Annotated in this window: 18 protein-coding genes; 17 read left to right on the forward strand and 1 reads right to left on the reverse strand. The window is 29.0% G+C overall.

Going from position 1 to position 24,927, the window contains the following annotated elements:
* The 7 genes from FAY47_RS09990 to FAY47_RS10020 all read left to right on the forward strand — a co-directional run.
* The coding region (locus FAY47_RS09990; protein WP_143316570.1) for a leucine-rich repeat domain-containing protein at positions 1–1,446 on the forward strand (1,446 nt) is incomplete at its 5' end.
* A gap of 168 nt (positions 1,447–1,614) precedes the next feature.
* Positions 1,615–2,601 (forward strand): FHA domain-containing protein, encoded by a 987-nt coding sequence (locus FAY47_RS09995; protein ID WP_143316571.1) that lies wholly within the window; start codon positions 1,615–1,617, stop codon positions 2,599–2,601.
* Positions 2,602–2,618: 17 nt separating this feature from the next.
* Positions 2,619–3,386 carry a protein phosphatase 2C domain-containing protein gene (locus tag FAY47_RS10000; protein WP_143316572.1) on the forward strand — a complete coding sequence of 256 codons (768 nt, stop codon included), beginning with the start codon at positions 2,619–2,621 and terminating at the stop codon, positions 3,384–3,386.
* A gap of 20 nt (positions 3,387–3,406) precedes the next feature.
* Positions 3,407–5,338: a serine/threonine-protein kinase gene (locus FAY47_RS10005; protein WP_143316573.1), complete on the forward strand. Its 1,932-nt coding sequence runs from the start codon at positions 3,407–3,409 to the stop codon at positions 5,336–5,338.
* A 15-nt stretch (positions 5,339–5,353) separates the two neighbouring features.
* Positions 5,354–5,878: a hypothetical protein gene (locus FAY47_RS10010; protein WP_143316574.1), complete on the forward strand. Its 525-nt coding sequence runs from the start codon at positions 5,354–5,356 to the stop codon at positions 5,876–5,878.
* A 24-nt stretch (positions 5,879–5,902) separates the two neighbouring features.
* Complete coding sequence (locus FAY47_RS10015; RefSeq protein WP_143316575.1) at positions 5,903–11,035, forward strand: Ig-like domain-containing protein; 5,133 nt, start codon at positions 5,903–5,905, stop codon at positions 11,033–11,035.
* Positions 11,036–11,212: 177 nt separating this feature from the next.
* On the forward strand, positions 11,213–11,923 hold the full coding sequence (locus tag FAY47_RS10020) for a hypothetical protein (protein ID WP_143316576.1): 711 nt from the start codon (positions 11,213–11,215) through the stop codon (positions 11,921–11,923).
* A gap of 76 nt (positions 11,924–11,999) precedes the next feature.
* Here the strand turns inward: FAY47_RS10020 and FAY47_RS10025 are convergent, their stop codons facing one another.
* Positions 12,000–12,842 carry a Cof-type HAD-IIB family hydrolase gene (locus tag FAY47_RS10025; protein ID WP_143316577.1) on the reverse strand — a complete coding sequence of 281 codons (843 nt, stop codon included), beginning with the start codon at positions 12,840–12,842 and terminating at the stop codon, positions 12,000–12,002.
* 250 nt (positions 12,843–13,092) lie between these two features.
* Here FAY47_RS10025 and FAY47_RS10030 point away from each other — a divergent pair, with 250 nt between their 5' ends.
* The 10 genes from FAY47_RS10030 to FAY47_RS10075 all read left to right on the forward strand — a co-directional run bounded on the left by FAY47_RS10030 (position 13,093) and on the right by FAY47_RS10075 (position 24,904).
* On the forward strand, positions 13,093–13,608 hold the full coding sequence (locus FAY47_RS10030; RefSeq protein ID WP_143316578.1) for a VanZ family protein: 516 nt from the start codon (positions 13,093–13,095) through the stop codon (positions 13,606–13,608).
* Positions 13,609–13,753: 145 nt separating this feature from the next.
* Complete coding sequence (gene rfbC / locus FAY47_RS10035) at positions 13,754–14,326, forward strand: dTDP-4-dehydrorhamnose 3,5-epimerase (protein WP_143316579.1); 573 nt, start codon at positions 13,754–13,756, stop codon at positions 14,324–14,326.
* A 5-nt stretch (positions 14,327–14,331) separates the two neighbouring features.
* A complete protein-coding gene (gene rfbB, locus FAY47_RS10040; protein ID WP_143316580.1) occupies positions 14,332–15,384 on the forward strand; it encodes a dTDP-glucose 4,6-dehydratase in 1,053 nt (350 codons plus the stop codon).
* Positions 15,385–15,473: 89 nt separating this feature from the next.
* A complete protein-coding gene (locus FAY47_RS10045) occupies positions 15,474–16,430 on the forward strand; it encodes a glycosyltransferase family 2 protein (protein ID WP_143316581.1) in 957 nt (318 codons plus the stop codon).
* 3 nt (positions 16,431–16,433) lie between these two features.
* Positions 16,434–17,831 (forward strand): undecaprenyl-phosphate glucose phosphotransferase, encoded by a 1,398-nt coding sequence (locus tag FAY47_RS10050; protein ID WP_143316582.1) that lies wholly within the window; start codon positions 16,434–16,436, stop codon positions 17,829–17,831.
* A gap of 18 nt (positions 17,832–17,849) precedes the next feature.
* A complete protein-coding gene (locus FAY47_RS10055) occupies positions 17,850–19,241 on the forward strand; it encodes an ABC transporter permease (RefSeq protein WP_243129593.1) in 1,392 nt (463 codons plus the stop codon).
* 13 nt (positions 19,242–19,254) lie between these two features.
* Positions 19,255–20,511, forward strand: coding sequence for an ABC transporter ATP-binding protein (locus FAY47_RS10060; RefSeq protein WP_143316583.1), 1,257 nt, complete (start codon positions 19,255–19,257; stop codon positions 20,509–20,511).
* Positions 20,508–21,839, forward strand: a complete 1,332-nt coding sequence (locus FAY47_RS10065; protein ID WP_143316584.1) for a class I SAM-dependent methyltransferase — start codon at positions 20,508–20,510, stop codon at positions 21,837–21,839. The genes FAY47_RS10060 and FAY47_RS10065 overlap by 4 nt, the downstream gene beginning before the upstream one ends.
* A 27-nt stretch (positions 21,840–21,866) precedes the next feature.
* Positions 21,867–23,996: a glycosyltransferase family 2 protein gene (locus FAY47_RS10070; RefSeq protein WP_243129594.1), complete on the forward strand. Its 2,130-nt coding sequence runs from the start codon at positions 21,867–21,869 to the stop codon at positions 23,994–23,996.
* Between the two features lie 2 nt (positions 23,997–23,998).
* Positions 23,999–24,904: a glycosyltransferase gene (locus tag FAY47_RS10075; RefSeq protein WP_143316585.1), complete on the forward strand. Its 906-nt coding sequence runs from the start codon at positions 23,999–24,001 to the stop codon at positions 24,902–24,904.
* Positions 24,905–24,927: the final 23 nt, after the last annotated feature.

Below are 24,927 nucleotides of genomic sequence, written 5' to 3' on the forward strand. Positions count from 1 at the left end.
ACTTCAAATAAGGAAGCTACTGATAATAATGTTACTGCTACAACAGGGAGTCTAACTAAAAATCAAGCAGCATCTAATGAAGATGAAGTTGTTAATATTCCTGATGCCAACTTAAAGAAAGCTTTAAACAAGCAATTAGGACAAGCTTCTGATGCTGCTATAACTGTAAGACAGTTAAACGGAATAAAAGGAGCTTTAAGATTTAATGAAAAAGGAATTACAAATTTAGAAGGAATACAATATTGCACAAGTGTAACTTCATTAGAGTTAGGTGTAAACAAAATAAGCGATATAAGCCTATTAAAAGGATTAACAAACTTAACAGATTTAGAATTAGCAGGTAATCCAATAAGCGATATAAGTGCAATATCAGGGTTAACTAATTTAACTGGTCTAGGTATAGGCGGTATTAATGTAACAGACATAAGTGCAATAAGAAACTTGAAAAATCTTACTAACTTATCGCTAGGAATGGATAGAATAAGTGATTATAGCGCTTTAAACGAGCTAACAAATTTGACATTCTTAAATTTTAATTATGCTGGAATAAGTGATTTGAGTATGGTGAAAAATTTAAAGAATTTAGATACTATATGGTTACAAGAAAATCAAATAAGTGATTTAACTCCATTAAAAGGGTTAACAAAGTTAAGGACATTGGACTTAAAACAAAATAAAGTTAGTGATATAAGTCCTTTGAAGGAAGTAAAAGAGTTGAGTTATGTAGTACTAGAAGGTAATGAAATAAGTGATATAAGTCCTTTAAAAGCTTTGAGTAAGTTAGAAGTGGCTAATCTTAATGAGAATAAGATTAGTGATGTAAGTCCTTTAGAAGGATTAACAAGGTTAGATTATATTACTCTTAAAGGAAACAGAGTAGTAGATGTGACTCCATTGAAAAATATTCGACAAGTAAATTTATCAGATCAAAAGATATCTTTAGATGAGGTAAGAACAGCTGATGGAAAAGTTGTAGTGAAAAATCCTATAAAAGGATTGACTGTAAATGATAAAACCGTAAAATATCAAAATGGCGAAGGTAAATATAACGAAAAGACCGATGAATTTTCTTGGGATAATGTAAAAGAAGATACTACATTAAAGATTAATGTTACTCCTGATAAAATTGGAGGTAGAGCGACAACGCCAGAAGGGCATAACGATACACCTTTCTTTGTGTATAGTGCAGTTATTGAACAGCCAGTAAAGTATGGAATACAAAATGAAAATAGTGATCCAAGTAAGGATCAAGCAGTGCCACAAGGAAACGATGCAAAGGCAACAGCAAACAATACAAGTGCAACAACAAGTAAGCCTGTTAGTAAGGTAGAAAATGGTTCTACAGCAAAAACAGGAGATGTAGGAATGTTAGGTGTTTTAGGAGCAGGAGTTATGTCTGCACTTGGTATGAATGCAGCAAGAAAGAAGAAAAAATATAAACATTAAAAAGCTTTAGGAAATGGAGAAATCTGTTTCCTATTTCTTTGAAATTTGTTGAATTTAAATGGTTAAAAAGGACTAAAGTCCTATAAAAAACCTGCAAAAGGTCCTATTTACATATATTTTCAGGTGATGTAAAATTGCTACAGGTAATGGAGAAAAAGGAGTAAAAGCATGAGTATAGTTTTAGAAAAAGTAGACTTAGGAAAAATTAAATATTTGATTTACTCCAATGAAAATAAGGAAAACATTGATGGAGAGTTTAATAAGGGAATAATAGATAAAGATGTTATTCCAGGGGCTTTACCTGCTTTCTTGACAGTTGAGGAAGATAAGATAAAGATTAGGTATCATGTTACAGATGAAAGTGCATTAAGTGAAATATTAAAAGATACTATAGGAAAAAGTGAGCTAAAGTATATTTTAAAAGTACTTATAGATGTCTTTTTATCTGCAGAGGAAAAGAATATAAATATAAAAAACTATCTTTTAGATAAAGATTATGTATTTATAGATAAAAGCAATAAGGAAATTTATTTAATATATATACCTTTAAAGGATGCTAAAGAAGAAACTTCCGTTATAACATTTATTAAAGACATAATTAGTACCATTAAATATGATTTGAATGAAGATTTATATTTTTTCGTACAATTACATAATTACTTAAATAATGAAGGCTTCACCTTGGAAGGGTTATATAAACTTATTGATGATGAGCCTTTAGAATCTGTAGAAGAGAGAGAAGCTGAAAAAATAGAAGAAATTCAAGAAGATGAATTGGATTTTGAAGAGGAAGGTACTACTATTTTAAATGAATTTGAGGAAGAAGGTACTACTATTCTTGGTTTAGAGGAAGACTACGGAAAAATGGCGACCATTGAGAGAGTAGTTTCTGGAGAGGCTGTGGAGATATACAAGACTGAATTTAAAATAGGTAGAGATAGAAATACCTGTGATTTTTTTGTGGATAACAAGTCTGTAGGAAGACTACATGCAGTGATTACTAAGAGAAATGAACAATACTATCTTTTAGATAACTCATCAAGAAATGGAACTTATTTAAATGATAAGAGGCTAAATAGCATGAGAGAATATATGATAAAAAATGGTGATGAAATTAGATTATCAAATGAAACTCTTATTTTTAAGCTTTATTAATAAAGGAGATTAAATAAATGAATTTTACTGTAGGATATGATACAGATGCAGGTCTTAGAAAAAAAATAAATCAAGATGCACTACTTATAAAGACAGCAAAAAGTCCATATGGAAGATTAGGGCTTTTTATTGTTTGTGACGGAATGGGTGGTCTTTCTTCAGGTGAACTTGCAAGTGCTACTGTTATCAATGAAATGAGTAGATGGTTTGATGAAATTATATCACATATTGATTTTAATACTGTGGATGAAAGTGATCTTTATAAGTTTACTTGTGAGCAAATAATGGATCTGAATAACAAGATTTTTGAATATGGTACTAGGAAAGACGAAAAACTAGGGACAACTCTTACATTGTGTCTTTTTGTTAATGATAAATATTATATTCTTCAAGTTGGTGATAGTAGAGTTTATAAGATAGCGAATACCGTAGAGCAGTTGACAAAGGATCAAACTTTTGTTCAAAGGGAAGTTGACAGAGGAAATATTACTATAGAAGAAGCAGAAAATCATCCAAGAAAAAATGTGTTACTACAATGTGTTGGCGCCCGAAAAGAGGTAGAACCTGTTATGGTAACAGGAAAATTAACAGGTAATGAAGTCTTTTTAATATGCTCAGATGGATTTTATAGAAAGCTTTCTAATAATGAAATTTTAAATGAACTAAGATGGAATAATTTAAATAATTCTGAGCAGATAAAAGGGAAGGTAAGGCAGTTTATAGACTTGGTAAAAAGTAGAGAAGAACGAGATAATATAACAGGTGTAATCATTAAGGTTTCTTAAGATAGAGGAGGTGATATAGTTTGATCAATATTGGTACTGTTATAGATTATAGATATGAAATACTTAAGGAAATCGATAGAGGTGGAATGAGTATAGTATATCTAGCAGCAGATAATAGATTAAATAAATCGGTAGTTCTTAAGGATATTAGAAAAAGTAAAAAGATTAATAATAATATTTTACTAGATTGTTTAAAGGCAGAAGCGGATCTGTTAACTTCATTAGATCATCCAAACCTGCCTAAGATTTATGACATTATAGAGGGAGATAATCACATATATGTTGTTATGGATTATATAGAAGGAGAATCTCTGAAAAAGAAATTTGATAGAGAAAGAATATGTTCTCCAAGTGATGTTGTAGAATGGGGAAAACAGTTAAGTGAAGTTTTAGATTATTTACATACTAGAAAACCTGTACCTATTATTTATAGAGATATGAAGCCTCACAATATAATGTTAACGCCAGAAGGTAAAATAAAGCTTATTGATTTTGGTATTTCAATCACTAAGGACGATCAAGATGGAAAACCCAACTTTGGGACAAGTACCTATGCCGCACCAGAGCAGTTAGCAGGAAAAAGAACTGATGGTAGAACGGATATCTATAGTTTAGGAGTTACTTTATACCAGCTTGTAACAGGGTTAAACTTTAAGACCAACCTGAATTTAAAGCCAATAAGAGAAATTGATCCAACTTATCCAGAAGGACTAGATTACATAATAAATAAGTGTATTAAAGAAAATTCAGAAGATAGATATCAGAAGGCAGAAGAGCTTTTATATGACTTAGAAAATATAGATAAACTTTCAAAGGCTTATAAAACTAAACAGATAAAGAAAATGGCATTATTCTTAGTGAGCTTTGTACTACTTATAGCATCATCAACTATGACAATAGTTGGATATAAGGGATTAAAAAATAATACGTTTAATGATTACAAAAATCTTATAAATGAAGCAAGTGTAAGTTACTTAGATAAAGATTATTCAAAGAGTGTAGAACTTTTAGATAAGGCTATTACAGATGTAGATGGAAGTATGCCTGAAGCTTATGTCAATTTATTAGATGTTTACATAGATATGGGAGATGCTGCTACTGGACTTTCAAAGGTTGAAAGTTATATTAATGAGAAATATGAAAATATAAATAAAGACAGTACGGTATTATTCAAAGTAGCCATGACTTATTTAAACAATAAGAATTATCCTATAGCCCTTAAGTATTTTAAACAGGTTAATGAAAAGAAGATACCTGATGCTAAATATTATGTGACTATAGCAAATAGTATGAGCACAATGAATATCGACTATAATGAATTTCAACATGAGCTAGATGAATTTGAGAGTTATGTAGATTCATTAGCAAATGATGATAAGAAATTAGCAAACTATAAAGCTTTATCTAGTATATATAGTTCTTATAAGGGCCAAATTGAAGATGCTAATGATAAGATTATTGAAATAGTAGAAAAGGCAAATACAACCCTTGAAAATATAGATAATAAGCAGCTAACTCTTAGATATGAAGTTGATTATACACAAAAAATGGCTGAGGCTTATCAAAGTAAAGGAAGTAAATCAGTAGATAAAGAAACAGCTAAGTCCTATTTTGATAATGCACTTAATCTTTATAATGATCTTTTAGATTTAGAAGTTAATAATCAAGAAGAGGTGTTAATAAAGATTGGAGATATTTACACACAAACTGAGGAGTATTCAGCAGCTATTGAACATTTTACTAAGGTTGTAGATAAATATCCTCAAAGTATAAAAGCTTATAGCAAGCTTATCAGTGTTTTATTAGATGTAGAGCAAAAGAAAGAGAGTGGAGCAAGAAATTACGCTGTGGTTAAAGACTATTATGCTAAAGCTTCAAAACTTAATGGAACTAATGATAGTGAAGAGTTTAAAAAGCTAAAAAGAAGAATGATAAATTTGGAGATTATTTAGTACTGGAGGAGAGTTATGAATTATGAAGTTATGTTTTATGTAGGTATGGCTTTAACAATAATATTATTAATTATAACTATAGTAGCTTTCTTTAAGTGCAATGTAGTTGAAATAATTTATGATTTATTAGGAATTAAGAAGGGTAAAAAATCTAATACAACAAAAAAAGACAAGGAATTTGCAGCAAGGGTACAAGTTAAAAAAGTCGATGAAGCAAAGATTCAAACTAAAACTGATTTTGTAGAAAAGCAAGTTACTAAGGAGTATGTAATTGAAAGTTCATTAGAGGATAATGAAGGAACTCAATTACTTGAAGAAGATAAAACAGGTCCTATAGTTAATAATGATGAAACTAGTTTATTAGATGATGAAACTAGTTTATTAGAGGAAGTTGATGATGAAACAAGCCTCCTTGAAGAAGAAACAGGACTTCTTGATGAAGGGGAAACTTCTCTATTAGAAGAGTATGAAGATGGATTTGCAAGAATGTTTACTAAGGAAATAGATATAACCGTAATACATACAGAGATGGTTATTTAAGTGGAAAGCATAGGGGGAATAAAAGTGAGTGTAAAGAGAAGAAATAATTTAATATGGTGTCTAGTGCTTTTTATGGCAGTGTTTGTTGGAGGAATATCGACTATTGTTTACTCAAGTAGTAGTGAAAAAATTGAAATTAGTTTAGGGGATAATAAATGGTCACCGAATTTTACTAATCCAGGTGATGATAAAAACACAGAGACTCTTACTGATACATGGTTTGTAAATACAGTTATAGATAAATTTTTTACTGTAGATTTATCAAATTATTTTAATGAGAAGAATACAGATCTAAAGAAAATGCCATTTGTCATTACGGCTACACTTAATAATAATGATACATTAGAATTAACAGAGGAAAATATAAAAAGTGATGATAAAGGTATTTTCACCATAACACTTCCAGATAAGATAAATGGAAAAAACTTGGGGGATAATGATAATAACATTAAGTTTGATATTAAGTTTAACGGTGAATGGAATATACCAAAAGCTACTAAGACATTTATTGTAACTATAGATAATGTAGCTCCAGAATTTGAATTTAATAACATAGATATAAAGGATAATGAAAAGCCTGTAGATGGGATAATTAAAATAAAAAATGAGGATAAAGATAGAATTAAAGAAGCTCGTATGCTAATTTATGAAGATGAATCACCAAAACCTAAAGAGCTTCCAATTACATTTACAGGAGATAGCTATAATTATAAAAATGATGAACCTGGTAAGTATAAGATAGTTGTAGTTGCTACAGATAAGGCTGGAAATGTTTCTTACAACGGAAAAGACAGCAATGAGAAAAATACAATTGAGTTTACTATACAAAGTAAAGAGAAACCTATTGGAGAACTTTACAAAGGGTTTGGAAATATTGAAGGTGTGGAGCCTTTACGAACTGACATCTTGGAATATATTAATACAAAAGAGCTAACATTACATGGAAAGTGTGGAGGTGCATTTTCTGAAATTTCATATAGTATTAATGGAGATAAATCTGGTAACTTAGTGACTACTAGTGAGAGAAGGCAGAAAATAAAAGAACTTATCAAAAAGGTACCTCTAGATATTACCGACGGTACTTATAATATAAATACAATTGTAATAGATAATCAAGGTAGAAAAATTGAAGATAATTATAATTTATATATAGACACCAAAGATCCTGAAGCTACAGTAACAGGATTAGGTGGAAACACTATTGATGGGGTAACGTATATTAACGCCGAAAAACTTGATTCAACAATAAATATAAGTGATGAAACCTTAGAAAGTTATACATTAACACTTTATAAAGATAATAATAAAATATCTACAGCTTATAGAGATAATAGTAAAGATATAGAAAATGATTCAGAAGCTGATGCAAGTATAAAATTAAATAATGAGGATGACAAATCATCAAGTTTTGCTTTACAAGTAAACGGCGATGGAAATTATTCTATAAATGTAGTATCTACAGATAAAGCTGGAAATAACATAAATAAAGATATTAAATTCGTTAAAGATACTCAAACTCCAAAAGTTAAAGTTAGCGATATAAAACCAGTTTATAGCAATACATCTGAAGGAGAAGGTTATCCAGAACCAGTTGTAGATATTTCTGATGATAACTATGGAACAAGTATAGTAAAAATAAAGAGAAATAATGAAGAAGTAGCATCGGCAACTATCGATGAACTTGGAAATTTTAATAAGGTTGAAAAAGAAGATATATCTGTAGAAAAAGATGAGAAGGATAATAAGTTTAGCTTTAGTGGAATAAAGCAAGATGGAAAATATACTATAGATATATATACAAAAGATAAAGCAGGAAATGAATTTGATACAACTAAGGGAAATCAAGATAAAGAAGTTCAATTTATTATAGATAAAACTGATCCAAGTATAGATATAAAGAATGGCGATTCTGATATACCTGAAAGTGAAGAAACATATTATAAAGAAGCTCAAAATATTAATATTGTTACTAGTGATGATAATCTGGATTTAAATGGAAGTAAAGTAAGTGTAACTAAGGATGGAAAGCCATTTGACAAAGTGCCTGCTTTTAACAGTGTGGATAAAGAAGCAAAAACATCTTATAAATTTGATGAAGATGGCAAGTATGAATTGACAGTAACATCAAAGGATACCGCAGGAAACTCAAGTACTAAAACTGTTAAGTTTGTAATAGATAATATAGATCCAGAAATAAAGTTTGAAGAAACATCAAAATATTCCAAGGTTAAATCAGATATTAAGTTTACGGTAAAAGAAGCTAATTATGAACAAGAAGGAATTTCAGCTGAATGTACAAAAATTATTCATCATGAAGGTTCAAAAGATACTGTTATTTCTAATATACCATTAGATTTTAGTAAAGAAGAAACTAAAGATGGTATAGATACATTTAAGATAGATAATGATAAATTTGATGAAGATGCAACATATGAAATAAAACTTAATATGACAGATTTAGCAGGTCGTAAGGCAGAAGAACAAAAATCTACATTTACTATCGATAAAACAGCTCCAGAAATAGAGATTGCAGGGGTAGATGCTGATAGCCATTATAATACAGATAAAACTGTTAATATTATAACTACTGATGATAATCAAGGAACAAATACAATAGAAGCAACAAAAAATGGAGAAAAGTTTAAAGTAAATGAGTTTAAGGTTGAGGGTGACAAAGCAAGTACATCTTACAACTTTACAGAAGAAGGAACATATGAAATAACAGTAAATTCTGTTGATAAAGCTGGTAATGATCAATCTAAAAATATTACATTTGTAGTGGATAAAACATCTCCAGTAACAAAAATAAGTAGTTCTGCTGATAAATTTACTAATTCAGACAAATCAGTAACAATTGATGTAGCAGATGATTATATAGATACAGCGAAAGTATCAATAAGTTGTACTAAAAAAACTCCTGACGGGGAAAATAATCCATCTTATGATTTTATAATAGATGATAGCACTATAAAGGAAGATGAGAATCATAAAAAATATGCATCTAATACTTATAATTTCGGTGAAGAAGGAGATTATATTTTAACAGTTACTTCTACAGATTTAGCTGGAAATATTCAAAAGGAACCAGAAACAATAGAATTTACAGTAGATAAAAGTGCTCCACAAGTGAGCTTTCAAGGAATAACTGATGGAACACACTACAATGATTCAACAAAGACAGTTAATATTGATGTTAAAGATAAAAATCTAAATACAGACTTGGGTAACAATACGGTAACTGTACTTAAAGATGGAGAAGAGTATAAAAAGGATGATCTTGATTGTAAAGAAAAAGAAGCAACTAAATCTTATGACTTTACAGAAGAAGGAACATATGTATTAAAAGTGAAATCTTCAGATAAAGCTGGTAATATAGCTGAAAATAATGGTGATGGAACATATGATATTACATTTGTTATAGATAGAACAGCCCCAGCAATAAACATAAATGATTATGATAGTTTAAATAATTCATTTAATAATAGAGGTAGAGACGTAACTGTTAGCGTAACAGAAAGGTATTATGATACTGATAATGTTACAGTAAGTTATGAAAAGTTAACACCTGATGGAAATAATGTAACTGTAAATCCTGGATTTGGAGCTAATGGAGTAGGTGAAGTTACAACACAAACTTATTCAGAATTTAATGATGATGCTCAATATACAATGACAATATCAGCTACAGATAAAGCAGGTAATACAGCAAGTAGGGCAGTAGTGTTTACTACAGATAAAACTAATCCATCTGTTTCTATAACAGGGGTAGATTTTGATCAATATTATAATATAGATAAAACAGTAACTCTAAAGAGTACAGATGTTAATGAGCGTGACAATGTTGTTGCAGTAACTAAAAATGGACAAGGTTATAATATAGGCGGTTTTGGACTTTCAGGAAGAGATGCAGAGTTAAGCTATACATTCTCAGAAGAAGGAACTTACGAAATAAACTATACAGCTACAGATAAAGCTGGAAATCCAAGTAGTGCATCAACTAAGTTTACAATAGATAAGACTGCACCTAAGATAACTCCTATGGAGAGTGTTGATGGTACTGAAATTCATGATGGAGCATATATAAATAAGGCATTTACTCCAGTATTTAAGTTAGACAATCAAGAAGATACAATAGAATCAGTTACATTAAATGGCGGAGGAAATTTGGCTGGAGATATTCCTATGGCTTCAGATGAAACTAAGTATGAGTACAAAGTTGTTGCAAGAGATAAGGCAAGCAATGAGACTACATTAAATGTAGGATTCACAGTAGATACAACTAGACCAGAGATAAAAGTTTCAGGAATAATGAGTGGTTTCTTTAATAAAAACCTAACACCTGAATATGAGATAACTGATACAAATTTAGATGCTTCTAGAACTTCAGCATTATTAAATGGAAATCCATTTACATCAGGTACTCAATTAGAAGATCAAGAAAACTATAACTTTAAGTTATCAGCAATTGATTTAGCTAATAACGAAAACAATAACACAATAAGCTTTACTATTGATAAGGATAAACCAGTAATAAGATTTGAAACTCCTATGTCAGGTAAATACTTTACAGAAGATTTTGTTCCTAATTTTATTATTGATGATTTAACTGACTATACTATTATATCTATGACTTTAGATGGTGAGGATTATGAAAAGGGTGACCTTATTACTACAGAAGGAAAGCACGTTTTATTTATAGAAGTGCAAGATAAGGCAGGAAATACTGAAAGCGTAAGTGTTGAATTCATACTTGATAAAACACCACCAAAGTTTATAGTAGACGGTATTGAAGATGGTAAAACATATTATGAAGCAACTTCAGCTTCAGTTAAACTTGATAATCCACAAGATAAAATAAATAGTGTAACTGTTAATGGACAATTAATTGAAAATCATGATACAGATGAATATGGACAAGATGTATATAAACTAGATTTTAATGATATAAAAGATTATGAGGTTGTATTAAATGCAACAGATGAAGCAGGAAATAAGACAGAAGAAAAGATTAACTTCAAGGTAGCAGATAAAACAATTATTACATCTATATATACAAATAAATTAATATTATATCCATTAGTAGGAGGTTCAGTAGCAGCAGTTGCTGGTGTTGGAACTGTATTATTTAGAAGAAGATTAAAGTTAAAAATAAAATAGATAGTTAAATTAAAAAAACAGTAGTTATTTATAAAATAATTGCTGTTTTTTTAGTTACATTTTAAGCTAAGAAAATAAAAAGTTTATTATATTTTACGGAATATTATTGAATATAGGTAAGAATATGATTACACTAATAGAAAGGATAGACAAAATTGAGATAATAAGGAGAAAACAATGAAAAGAAAAGTTTTGAATATTATAAAACATATAAATACAACAAAAGGTAGAATTATTTTAGGAAGCGTTATGGGAATAATTATTATAGGAGGCGGGTTTACAGCGTATGCTATTAATGCATCTAAAGCGAGGGAAGAGCCTAAGAGTGAACAAATTCAAGATGAAGAAGTAGCAGATACAAGTAAGGCAGAGGAACCTTCTAAACAAGAAGAACCAGCTAAACAAGAGATAAAAGAAGAAATGCCTAAGACAGAAGTCGCTGGAGATAGCAAAAAGCAGGTTGCTAGTGATAATAACAATAAAAAAAATTTAAATTCTAGTAATAAACCAAAGGAAGCTCCAAAACCTCGAGGCCCAATAACATATAAGAGTACAGGACTTCATATAGCTTTTGATATGCCAAGGAGTTGGGAGAATAATTATGTTATAAAGGATAATGGTAAAGAGATAAGAGTCTATATGAAGCATGAACAGAATGATATAGGGGCTGGTTATTTATTTACAATAACTAGCGATATTCATGATTATAATAATGGAATGGATCTTGATAGTATAGGCGGAGAAAAGAAAAAGAACATAAATGGAAAGCAATATCTTGTGGGTGGACCATTGGACTTTAGAATGGATGATAATGATCCTAGAGTAAAAACATATAAATCTATGGTTCGAGAATGTAGTGGAGTATTAAAAACTTTAAGAGCTGCATAATTAAATAGCTTATAATTAATGATTTGTTATATGAGGATCAGAAAAGGAAAATTTTCTGATTCTCATATAACAATTTTTAAAATTCTTCTAATAATGCAAATTTTTTTATCATTTTTCCAACACCAGAATTTAAGTTAGTGTCAGTTATATAATCAGCTTCAGCTTTAAGTATATCGGCTGCATTTCCCATGGCAACACCAAGACCTGCATATCTTATCATAGATAGATCATTTTCATTATCACCTACACATATGATTTCCTCTCTTTTTATACCTAATATTTCACTTAGTCTCTTAACAGCATCTCCTTTAGAAGATCCTTTTTTCATAATTTCAAAGTTATTACTGCCAGAGCTAACTACCTCAAATTTACCAAGGGATTTAAGCTCTTCTTTAACTTTAAATAAGTTTTCTTTTTTTCTTTCATCGTTTTCTACGGCGATGCCTTTTAATATTTCACCATCAAATTCTTCAAGTACAGGTAAAAGATCTTCTTTTACTACAAATTTTATTTTATCCTCTTTAGCAAGGGTTTTATTATTTTGAATATATGGATGATCTTTGTTAATTTCAGAAGAAGATATGGCTGTATCAGCTGTATAAAAAATGCAGGATAAGCTATTCTTTTTAATTACTTCATATATATGCTTAACTTCATCTAAGGAAAAAGTACATTTATATATGAAGTCTTTTTTTGCTTTTTCTCTAATATAAGTTCCATTTGATGCTATGATTGGACCATCGATTCCAAGAAGGTCATAGTAACATTTTGCAGATGCAAATAGCCTGCCTGTAGTAACTGCTATTGTAATACCTTTATTGTGGGCTTCTATTATGGCAGATTTATTTTCATTGCTAAGGATATGATTGTTATCAAGAAGAGTTCCATCCATATCAATGCATATAAGTTTATATTTCATTAAATTTTCCTCCGTAGTTTAGATATATAGTATTGTTTGTATTAAAAAATATATTTCCAGAAATTCTGTAAGAATTTCATCAACAATTCTAAAATTAAGAACACAGTAATGATTTTATCACTAAGAAATATATAAGTAAATATTACAAAAACATTATGAATGTATGAATTTGTGGTAATAAAAATGAAAAAAGCTATGGATATTGGTATAATTAGTAGAATGTAAGTTTAAATTGAGTAAGGAGAGAGAGATGTATAAAAAAATTAGTTTGATTTTATGTATACTATGGATGGGATTTATATTTTACAATTCTAGTCAAGATGGAACTCAGTCTAATGGGCTAAGTTATAAGATTATTGATAGAATTATAACTATACATGAAAAGGCAAAAGAGTATAGTGGTAATCACTTAGTTTTTGCAGGTGGGAATGTATCAAATGCTGCTAATAATGAAAGGGTATCATTAAATCTTGAAATTAGAAAGGTAGCACATGCATTTGAATTTTTTGTACTAGCCATCTTATTAGCTAATGCTTTTTTTGCGTATAATATAAAAGGAAAGAAGGCTATTATTTATATTTTATTTATTGTTCTTTTTTATGCTGTTACAGATGAATACCATCAGCTATATGTAAAAGGAAGAAATTCAAATGTTAGAGATGTATGTATAGATTTTTTTGGTGGAGTAATAGGTATGACTTTATTTTACATAGGATATTATTCTAAGAAGTCAAAAAAGTTTTATAAGAGGAAGAAAAAGAGCTAAAAGATAATAATTACATTTGTATTAATATAATTGACAATATAAAAGATTAATAATAGTATTAAATAGAATGATAAATTGGTATAATTGTATGTATGTAAAAAAGGCATATACAATGAAATAGTTAAAAAAGTTAGGAGATCGAGAAATGGGAAACTTTAATTTCATTAAGACAAAGATTAAAGATTTATACATTATAGAACCTAAAGTATTTGGTGATAATAGAGGATACTTTATGGAAACCTATAATAAAGAACACTTTGATGAAGCTGGTTTAACAATGACTTTCGTACAAGATAATGAATCAAAGTCAAGTAAGGGAGTTTTAAGAGGACTTCACTTTCAAACACAACATACACAAGGAAAACTTGTAAGGGTTACTAAGGGAAGTGTGTTTGATGTTGCAGTAGATTTAAGAAAGGGTTCTCCAACTTATGGACAGTGGGAAGGCGTTGTTTTAACAGATGAAAACAAGAAGCAATTCTATGTTCCAGAAGGATTTGCACATGGATTTTTAGTTTTATCTGATGAAGCTATTTTTAATTATAAATGTACAGATTTCTATGCTCCAGAATATGATGGAGGGGTTTTATGGAATGACCCTGATATAGGAGTAGAGTGGCCATTAGAAGGTATAGAAAATATATTGTTATCTGAGAAAGATAAAGTACAAAAGAAATTTAAGGAATTAGATGTTCCATTTGAATATAAAGGAGAGTAATTTTTATGAAAACTTATTTAGTGACAGGCGGAGCTGGCTTCATAGGCTCAAACTTTGTATTATACATGTTAAACAAATATAATGATGTTAAGATAGTAAACTTAGATGCATTAACTTATGCAGGAAATTTAGAAAATCTTAAAGAAGTTGAAAACAATTCTAATCATGTATTTGTACAAGGAGATATTTGTGATCAAGAATTAGTAACTAAATTATTTGATGATTACAAATTTGACTATGTAGTAAACTTTGCTGCTGAATCACATGTTGATAGAAGTATAAGAGAACCAGAAGTGTTTGCAAAGACAAATGTAATGGGAACTGTAAATTTATTAAACTGTGCTAAGAATGCTTGGTATACTGAAGAAAATGGATGGTTAGACGGAGTTAAATATCTTCAAGTATCAACTGATGAAGTTTATGGTTCTCTTGGAGATACTGGGTACTTTATGGAAACTACTCCATTAGATCCACATAGTCCATATTCAGCTAGTAAGGCTGGAGCAGACTTTATGGTTAAGGCTTATGGAGATACTTTCAAAATGCCAATAAACATAACAAGATGTTCAAATAACTATGGACCTTATCAATTCCCAGAAAAGTTAATACCATTATTAATTAACAACTGCTTACAACATAAAGATTTACCTATATACGGTGATGGATTAAACGTAAGAGATTGGTTATATGTTGAAGATCACTGTAAAGCTATAGACATGGTTGTAAGACAAGGAGTTCTAGGTGAAGTTTACAATGTAGGTGGACATAACGAAAGAACTAATTTACAAATAGTTAAGAAAGTTATTTCATATATTGGTGAAAATGTAGATAAAGAAGTAACAGAAAACTTAATGAAGTTTGTTGAAGATAGAAAAGGACATGACAGAAGATACGGTATAGCACCAGATAAGATAAAAGCAGACTTAGGATGGTATCCTGAAACTACATTTGAAGTTGGAATAGAAAAGACTATAAAATGGTACTTAGATAATAAAGAATGGATGAACAATGTAACATCAGGAGATTATCAAAAGTATTATTCTAAAATGTATAAATAATATTAAGTAATTTTAAAATGTTATGACTGTGGGGTAGATTAATGCAACACAGCCATAACATTTTATAAAGATATAGGAGAAGTTAATGCATGGGTGTTTCAGTAGTAATTCCAAATTATAATGGAGAAAAGTACTTAAAAGCTTGTTTAGAAAGCTTGATGGAACAGACTTTGAAACCTGAAGAAATAATAATTGTTGATAACAATTCTAAGGATGGTAGTATTGAATATATTAAAAATAACTTTAATGATAAAGTGACTTTAATATGTTTAGAAGATAATTACGGCTTTAGTAAAGCTGTTAATGAAGGTATAAAGAAAAGTGAAAGTGAATTTGTAGCTCTATTAAATAATGACACTGAGTTACATAAGGATTGGTTAAAAGAGCTATATAATTGTATGAAAAGTGATAAGCAAATTTTTTCCTGTTGTAGTAAAATGCTTAGATTTGACAACAGAGAAATAATTGATGATGCTGGTGATGAATATACTTTATTTGGATGGGGATCTAAAATTGGCGATGGAAAACTAAGTAGTGATTATGAAGAATCAAGAGAAGTTTTTTCATCATGTGCAGGAGCAGCAATCTATAGAAGTAGTATTTTAGAAGAAATAGGCCTTTTTGATGAAAATTTTTTTGCCTATTTAGAGGATATGGATATATCCTATAGAGCAAGGGTTTATGGATATAAGAATTATTTTTCAGCAAAAGCTAAAATTTATCATATAGGAAGTGCTACTAGTGGAAGTAAACATAACTCTTTTAAAGTGAAGCTTGCAGCGAGAAATAATATATATCTTATTTATAAGAATATGCCAAACTCACAAATAGTTTTGAATTTTATATTTATATTTGCTGGAGTAGTTATAAAATGGATTTATTTTATAATGAAGGGGTTAGGCAGGTATTATATAAGTGGAGTTTTAGAAGGGTTGAAAACAAAATCGAAAATTCATAGGTTAAGTATGAAAAATAACCTATATAATTATATACAAATACAAAAGATGTTATTTAAAAATACAATAAACCTTTTAAAGAGAGGGTAAAATATGATTAAGCAAAATCAAAAGCTAGTAAATAATGCAATGGTACTTATTGACGCATTAGTTATAATTATTTCATTTTTATTTACTTGGTATATAAGGATTCATAGTGGAATTTTAGAGGTAGAAGGTGGAGTGCGTCCATTTAAAGACTATTTAATTCCTGTTCTTATAATGACTCCGATATATTTAATAATATATAATGTTAGAAGGCTTTATAATACAGAAAGAGTAGTTTTTTTAAGCAAAGAAATAGTAAATGTTATTGTTGCTAATATTTTGGGTATATTGGTATTTACAGGATTGTTTTTCTTCACGAAACAAATTGACTATTCAAGATCGGTTCTTATTATATTTTTAGTAGTTTGTACAATTTTTACAACCTTAGAAAGAGTTTTTGTAAGAGTACTTATGAGGCGGGTAAGAAAAAGTGGTTACAATACTAAATATACAGTATTTGTTGGATTTAGTGATGGAACTAAAAAGTTTAATAAACTTATAAGAGATAATAAGCACTGGGGATATAATGTTTTAGGCATTTTTGAAGATTTCGAAGTGGATTACAAAGATGTTGAATATTTAGGTGAATTATCTGAATTAGATAATTATTTAAGCAAAAATAGAGATGTTGATGAAATAATCATCACATTAGAGATGAAAGACTACGATAAGTTGAAGAAGATAATAGCTACTTGTGAAAAGCTTGGAGTTAGAGCTCAAATTATACCAAGTTATTATAAGTATTTGCCTGCAAAACCTTATGTAGAAGAAATAGGTGGAGTTCCACTAATTAATATGAGATATATACCTTTAGATAATATATTAAATAAGGCTATTAAAAGAGCTATAGATATAATTGGATCATCTATTGCGCTTATTCTTTTTTCACCAATCATGTTGATTGTTGCTACACTTGTAAAAACTACATCGAAAGGACCACTTATTTTCAAGCAAGAGAGAGTTGGACTTAATAGGAAACCTTTTGTAATGTATAAGTTTAGAAGCATGAGAGAACAAGATCCAGAAGAAGAGAAGCAGGATTGGACTGTTAAAAATGATCCTAGAAAGACTAAAATAGGTACATTTATAAGAAAGACAAGTATAGATGAATTGCCACAATTTTTTAATGTTCTTAAAGGTGATATGAGTTTAATAGGACCAAGACCTGAAAGACCATTTTATGTTGAAAAGTTTAAGGATGAGATACCAAAGTACATGGTAAAGCATCAGGTTAGACCTGGAATAACTGGATGGGCACAGGTTAATGGGTGGAGAGGGGATACCTCCATCGAGAAGAGAATTGAATGTGATATTTATTATATAGAAAATTGGAGTCTAACTTTGGATATTAAGATTGTATTTTTAACAGTGTTTAAAGGTTTTGTAAATACTAATGCGTATTAGAATAAAGGAGATAAGTTTATGAAAAACGGCAAAAAAAGATTTGTAGTTTTATTCGCTATATGTGCGATTACTACTTTGCTATTTTTAGTATTTAATAAGTTTTATAATGATCAACCTAAGATGATTAATTTAAGTATGGAAGTTATGTCTGAAGAAACAGATCAGTATGTGGTATATTATGATTTAGCTGGAGATAAGAATTGGTTAGAAGACCATTCAGATAAAGAATCTTATAAAAAAGTAAATGATTATGAAAAATTAAGTTTTAGTATTCCTGGAAATGCTAAAAACATTCGTATAGATTTTGGTAATAAGAAAACAGAGATTAAAATGAAAAATCTTTTGATAAGTAATAGTAAAAGCATACAAATTGGTAAAAGTGAGTTAGATAAATATACTTACTCAGAAAATAATTTAAATATGGAATTTGAAGATAATGATAAGGATGCTATTATAAACACAAATGGAGAAGATCCATATATCATTATAAATAATGTGTCTGAATCCTTTAATAGCATTGAGGATAGGCCAAATTATATAACATATGTTTTGTTAGCTGTAGCAGTAATTTTAGGTGCAGTAACAGGTAATGCATTAAAAGAAACTAAAAATGTTATTAAGTATTTAAAAGATTCTGTGAGCAATAAAAAATTGATTACAAGCCTTGCAAAAAATGATTTTAAGCAAAAGTATGCAACTTCATACTTAGGTATAGTTTGGGGATTTATCCATCCGTTAATATCCATACTAGTGTATTGGTTTGTATTCCAAGTTGCACTTGGTCAAGGAGCAGTACATGGTAAACCATATATACTTTGGTTCGCAGCAGGTATAATACCTTGGTTTTTCTTCTCAGAAGCTTTATCAGGTTGTACTAATGTATTTTTAGAATATACTTATTTAGTTAAGAAAGTTGTATTTAAAATAGAAACATTACCAGTAATTAAAATTATATCTCTATTATTTGTGCATGTGTTTTTTATAATGTGTATATTTGCAATTAGTATAGGAAATGGATTTTATCCAGGATTAAGTAGCTTACAGTTTATATATTACTCAGCAAGTATGGTAGTTTTAGTATTTTGTGTAACAACATTTACATCAGCTGTAGTATTATTCTTTAGAGATTTAGGACAATTGATTGCAATTGTTATAAACGTTGGATTTTGGGCAACTCCAATAGGGTGGAATATAAGTATGTTATCATCACATCCAATAATAATAAAAATATTTAAATTGAATCCTATGTTTTATATAGTAAATGGATATAGAGATGCTTTCGTAGAGAATATATTCTTTTGGCAAAGACCATATAACACATTATATTTTTGGAGTTTTTGTTTAATAACATTATTAATTGGAGTAAAAGTATTTAATAAGTTAAGACCACATTTTTCAGATGTGATTTAGAGAGGGATATACTATGAGTGTAATGATAAGTGTAAAAAACTTAGTTAAAAAATATAATATATATGAAAAACCAATAGATAGATTAAAGGAAAGTTTATCACCAAGTAAAAAGGTTTATCACAAAGAGTTTAGTGCATTAAATGGAATAAGCTTTGAAGTTTTAAAAGGTGATGCTATTGGGATTTTGGGTAAAAATGGTTCGGGAAAATCCACACTTTTAAAGATGATTACGGGAGTATTAACACCAACTTCTGGAGAAATAGAGGTTAATGGTAAAATTGCTGCTATTTTAGAATTAGGTACTGGATTTAACCCAGAATATACAGGAATAGAAAATATATATCTAAATGGAACCATGATGGGATATACAAGGGAAGAGATGCAGTCAAGAGTTCAAAATGTAATAGATTTTGCTGATATAGGTGAATTTATTAACCAGCCAGTTAGAATATATTCTAGTGGTATGTTTGCCAGACTAGCATTTGCGGTAGCTATAAATGTTAATCCAGATATTTTGATAGTAGATGAGGCTTTAGCAGTTGGAGATACTAGATTTCAAATAAAATGTATAAATAAAATGAAAGAATTAAAGGATAATGGAACTACAATTCTTTTCGTTTCGCATGCAACTGAACAAGTAAAAAGGTTTTGTAACAAAGCTATTTGGATAAAAGATGGGAAGATAATGGAGAGTGGAGGTTCCAGTGAAGTTGGAGATATATATGAAGACTTCATGAAGTATGGAGAAGCAGATAATAAACAAGATGTTAGATTAAGTGGGAATAATAAAGAGGAAGTATCCTTAGAAGAAACTAAAGTTGAAGATGAAATAACAGTCGAATCTGAGTTTAGAATACCCAATAATCCAGATGTATTAGCATCTATAATGAAAGTAAAACTTAACACTACAAAATTAAAAACTTTTGATGAGTTAACAGTAGAGGTAACTTATGATATTTATAGAGAACAAATTGAAGGCTTTTTATTAGGTGTAGCACTTAGAACTCCAGATGGAGAGTATATATTTGGACCAAATACATATCTGGAAAAGGTAAAGGTACCTGATGAGTTGGGTAGACATAAAGTGATATATAGGATTCCTAGTATGACATTGCTTGCAGGACATTATCTTGTAGATGTAGGTATATTTACTAATGAAGGTATAGTCGGTTTAGATTATAAACAGCAAGTATGCGAATTTATGGTTGCGAATAAGTATATATCAGAAGGGAAACTCTATATTAATCATGAATGGGAGGTTGTTGAATGATAGACATAATCTTTGATCAGTATCAGCGATATAGAAATGCTGAGATAATTGTAAATTCAATAAGAAAAAATAATGAAACTTTTAAAATATTAGAAGTAGGAGCCAACGAACATAAAAATTTAGAGAAATTTTTACCAAATGATGTTGTGACATACTTAGATATAAGTTTGCCAGAGGAACTTTTGCATGATCCTAAATATATTTTAGGTGATGCAACAAACATGGATTTTGAAGATGAAGAATATGATATAGTTATAGCTTTAGATGTGTTTGAACATATACCAGTAGATAGACGAGAAGCTTTTGTAAATGAGCTTCATAGAGTTTCAAGCAAGATAGCCATAATATCAGCTCCATTTAATAAATTGAAAGTTACATTTGCAGAAGAGCGAGCAAACGCTTATTATAAGTCAATAATTGGATTGGACCATCATTGGTTATATGAACATATAAACAATGGGTTACCAAGTTTAGCAGAGCTAGAGAGTAATTTAAAGAAAAATAATGTTAAATATAGTTCATTTTCACATGGAGATTTATGTGTTTGGGAAAAGCTTACCAATGTGCAATCTCTACTTCAACTAGATAATGAGTTAGAAAAATATGTGATTGAAATTAATAAGTATTATAATAGCTTTGTTTTTGATAAAGATTATGTTGAAGATGGATATAGAGAGTTTGTAATATTAGAAAAAGATAGAATGTTTAAACATGAGTTTAAATGCGGTAATGATACTAAAGAATTAGATTCATTATTGGATAACTTATATAAATTATTCAATATAAGAATGTCAATGGGATTAGTAAATCCAATACTTCCAGGGAGAGGGGATAATGTTATAAAGCTATATATTGACTATGGTAATGGATATAGTGAAACAGAAACCCTATATAAAAATATAGAATTATCTAATTTAAATAGAGTAAAATTTGATGAGTTTAAAGATAAAAATATAAAATCAATTAGGATTGATCCTACAGAAAGTCAAGGGAAATTTATATTTAGAGATTTAATTGTAAAAAATAAGGATAATGATATTATTCAGAATGTAAATGTAGTTACAAATGCATTTTTTAAAGATGGTGATATGTATATATTCTTAAATAAAGATCCTCAGTTAATAGTTAATTTTGAAGAGGGATTAGTGAATAGTATAGAATTTGCAATTCAGAAGATAAATGATTATAGTAGTGAAGATCAAATTTTATATGGAACTATAATGAAGAAATTTGAAGAAGTAGAGCAAATGGAAATTTCAAATGCAGAACTTATTAAGGTTTCAACAGAGGGATTTTTAAAAAAAGTAAAAAAAAAGATGAGTAAGTAACTATAAAATATTGGGAAGGTGACTTTTGTGGCTAATTTAGACTATTGTATTGATAGAGTAAAGGTAAGAGATGGTGAGGTATATGTTGATGGATGGGCTTATTGTGAAAAGCTTAGGTCTGTAGTAGAGATTGATATTCCAGGAGTTGAATTTGAAAGAGATCTTGTTAGAAGAGATGATTTATATCGTAAATATGAAGAACAGGAAGAAGCTATAGAGGCAGGATTCCAACTTAAGTTTAACTATCAAAATAAAATAACACTTATATTAAAAGTAGGAGATAATGTTGAAAAGGTGGAATTGAATATTAAAGAAATGTCTTCAGAGCCAAATCAAAATCCATCAAAATTATTAAAAGCTATAAAGATGGTTAACTTAGGTAATATGAAAAAAGGATTAAGAGAAGTAAAAAATAATGGTGTTACAAGTACTTATCATAAAATGAAATCAAAATTAAGGTCAAGTGTAATATTAGAGATAAATTATGATAAGTGGTTTAGAGAATCATGTCCAACAGAAGAGGAATTTGAACTTCAAAGAAATGAGAAGTTTGAATATACTCCATTAATCAGTATAGTAGTACCAACTTATAATACTAAACCGGTATTTTTAAAAGCAATGGTAGAATCGGTTCAAAAGCAGACATATTCAAATTGGGAGCTTTGTATAGCTGATGGAGCAAGTACTAATGAAGAGACCTTAGAAATGCTAAGAAATTATGAGAAGGAAGATAAAAGAATTAAAGTTAAATATTTAAAAGAGAACTACATGATATCAGGGAATACTAATGAAGGATTATCATTAGTTTCGGGAGAATATGTAGCTTTATTAGATCATGATGATTTATTAACTTATGATGCTCTATATGAGTATATAAAGGTATTGAATGAAGATAGAACAGTTGATTTTATGTATTCAGATGAAGATAAAATTGATGAAAAAGAATTAGAATTTTTTGGTCCACATTTTAAACAGGATTGGGCTCCAGATACTTTAAGAAGTTATAATTACATAACACATTTTTCGGTTTTCTCTAAAGAACTTTTAGATAAGGCTGGAAACTTCCGCAGTGAGTTTGATGGAAGTCAAGATTTTGATATGATTTTAAGATTAACTGAGAAGGCTAATAAAGTAGTTCATATACCTAAAATGTTATATCATTGGAGAGTACATAATGGATCAACAGCAGCTGGTATTGATGTAAAACCTTATGCAATTGAAGCTGGTAGAAGATCCATTGAAGAACATTTAAAGAGAATGGGTATAAAGGGAACTGTGAAAAGAGGAAACTTTAGTGGTTGCTATAAGGTAGAATATGATATAGAAAATGATCCGAAGATATCAATTATAATACCAAACAAGGATGAAGTTAGCACATTGAAAAAGTGTATTTCTTCTATAATTAAGAAATCTACTTATAGTAATTTTGAAATTATTGTTGTAGAAAATAATAGTACAGAAAATTCTACATTTAAATATTATGATGAACTTTCCAAGATGGACAAAGTTAAGGTAATTAAATGGGAAGGAGAATTTAATTATTCAGCAATCAATAATTTTGGAGCTGCTAATTGTGATGGGCAATATATATTATTGTTAAATAATGATACTGAAGTTATAAAAGAAAAGTGGTTGGAAGAATTAGTAATGCATGCTCAAAGACCGGAAGTAGGAATAGTTGGTGGTAAGTTATATTATCCAGATGATACTATACAACATGCAGGTATAGTAGTAGGAGTTAATGGTGTTGCTGATCATATAGGTAAAGGCTTTGGAAGATATGAAAATGGACATATGGGAAGATTGCTTATTAAACAAAATGTTAGTGCAGTAACAGGTGCATGTCTTATGATAAGAAGAGATGTATTTGAAGAAGTTCAAGGATTGACTGAAGATTTTGCAGTGGCATTTAATGATATCGACTTATGTTTAAAGGTAAGAGAAAAAGGATATTTAATAATTTTTAATCCATATGCTGAATTATACCATTATGAATCAAAATCAAGAGGTGCAGAGGATACTCCAGAGAAGGCTGCTAGATTTAATAAAGAAATTGATATGTTCTATACAAAATGGGGAAAAGATATAGTAGATCCTTATTATAATATTAATTTTTCACGTAAACTTGCAAATTACAGTTTGAATGAAGAGAAATAGCTATGAATATATCAATAATTTGTCCAATTTATAATGGTGAAGATTATATTGAAGCATTAAACGAAAGTTTAATGCTTCAAGAAAGTGTAGATATATTTGAGATAAGATATATATTAACTAAATCAAAAGATAATAGTGAAAAGATATTAAAAAATATATCTGCAAAATATAAAGTAATAGAGCCAAATGAATTTTCTCATAGCTTAACAAGAGAAAAAGAAGTATATGAAGCTAAAGGAGATATTATAGTATTTATAACACAAGATATCATAATCGATGACAGAAGATGGTTATATCATTTAACTAAGGATATAGTATCAGGTTTATGTGATGCATCTTATTCAAGACAAATTTGTGAGAATAATACTATAGAAAGATATACAAGAATGAAAAATTATTCTGATGAAAGTAGAATAGTTTCTAAAGATGATTTAAATAGGTTAGGGATAATGACTTATTTCTATTCTGATGCAGCCTCAGCAATTAAAAAAGATGTTTTTGTAGAACTAAATGGATATGATGAAAAAAATCTTTTAACTAATGAGGATATGTATATAGCTTATAAGTTAATAAATAGTGGATATAAAATTAAATATTGTTCAGATGCTAAAGTTATACATTCACATAAATATACATATAAGGCTCTTTTTAAAAGATATTTTGATCAAGGTGTATTTTTAAAGCAATATAAATGTATTGCAGATGCAGGTGCTGGAAGTGGAGCTTTAAGCTTAGTAAAATTTGTAGCTGTGAATTCAATAAAAGAAAAAAATTTTAGAGCATTCTTTGATATAATTCCTAATTTTGGAGTTAGATTTATTGCTAATAAGCTTGGAAGTAATTATGAGAAACTTAGCAAAAGGATGATATTAAAATTTACTGCAAGCACTAATTATTGGAGAAAATAAATGTTTCGGAAATCGCATTCATT

Origin of the sequence: Clostridium sp. HBUAS56017 (assembly GCF_007115085.1) — a bacterium.
GTDB classification, from domain to species: domain Bacteria; phylum Bacillota; class Clostridia; order Clostridiales; family Clostridiaceae; genus Clostridium; species Clostridium cibarium.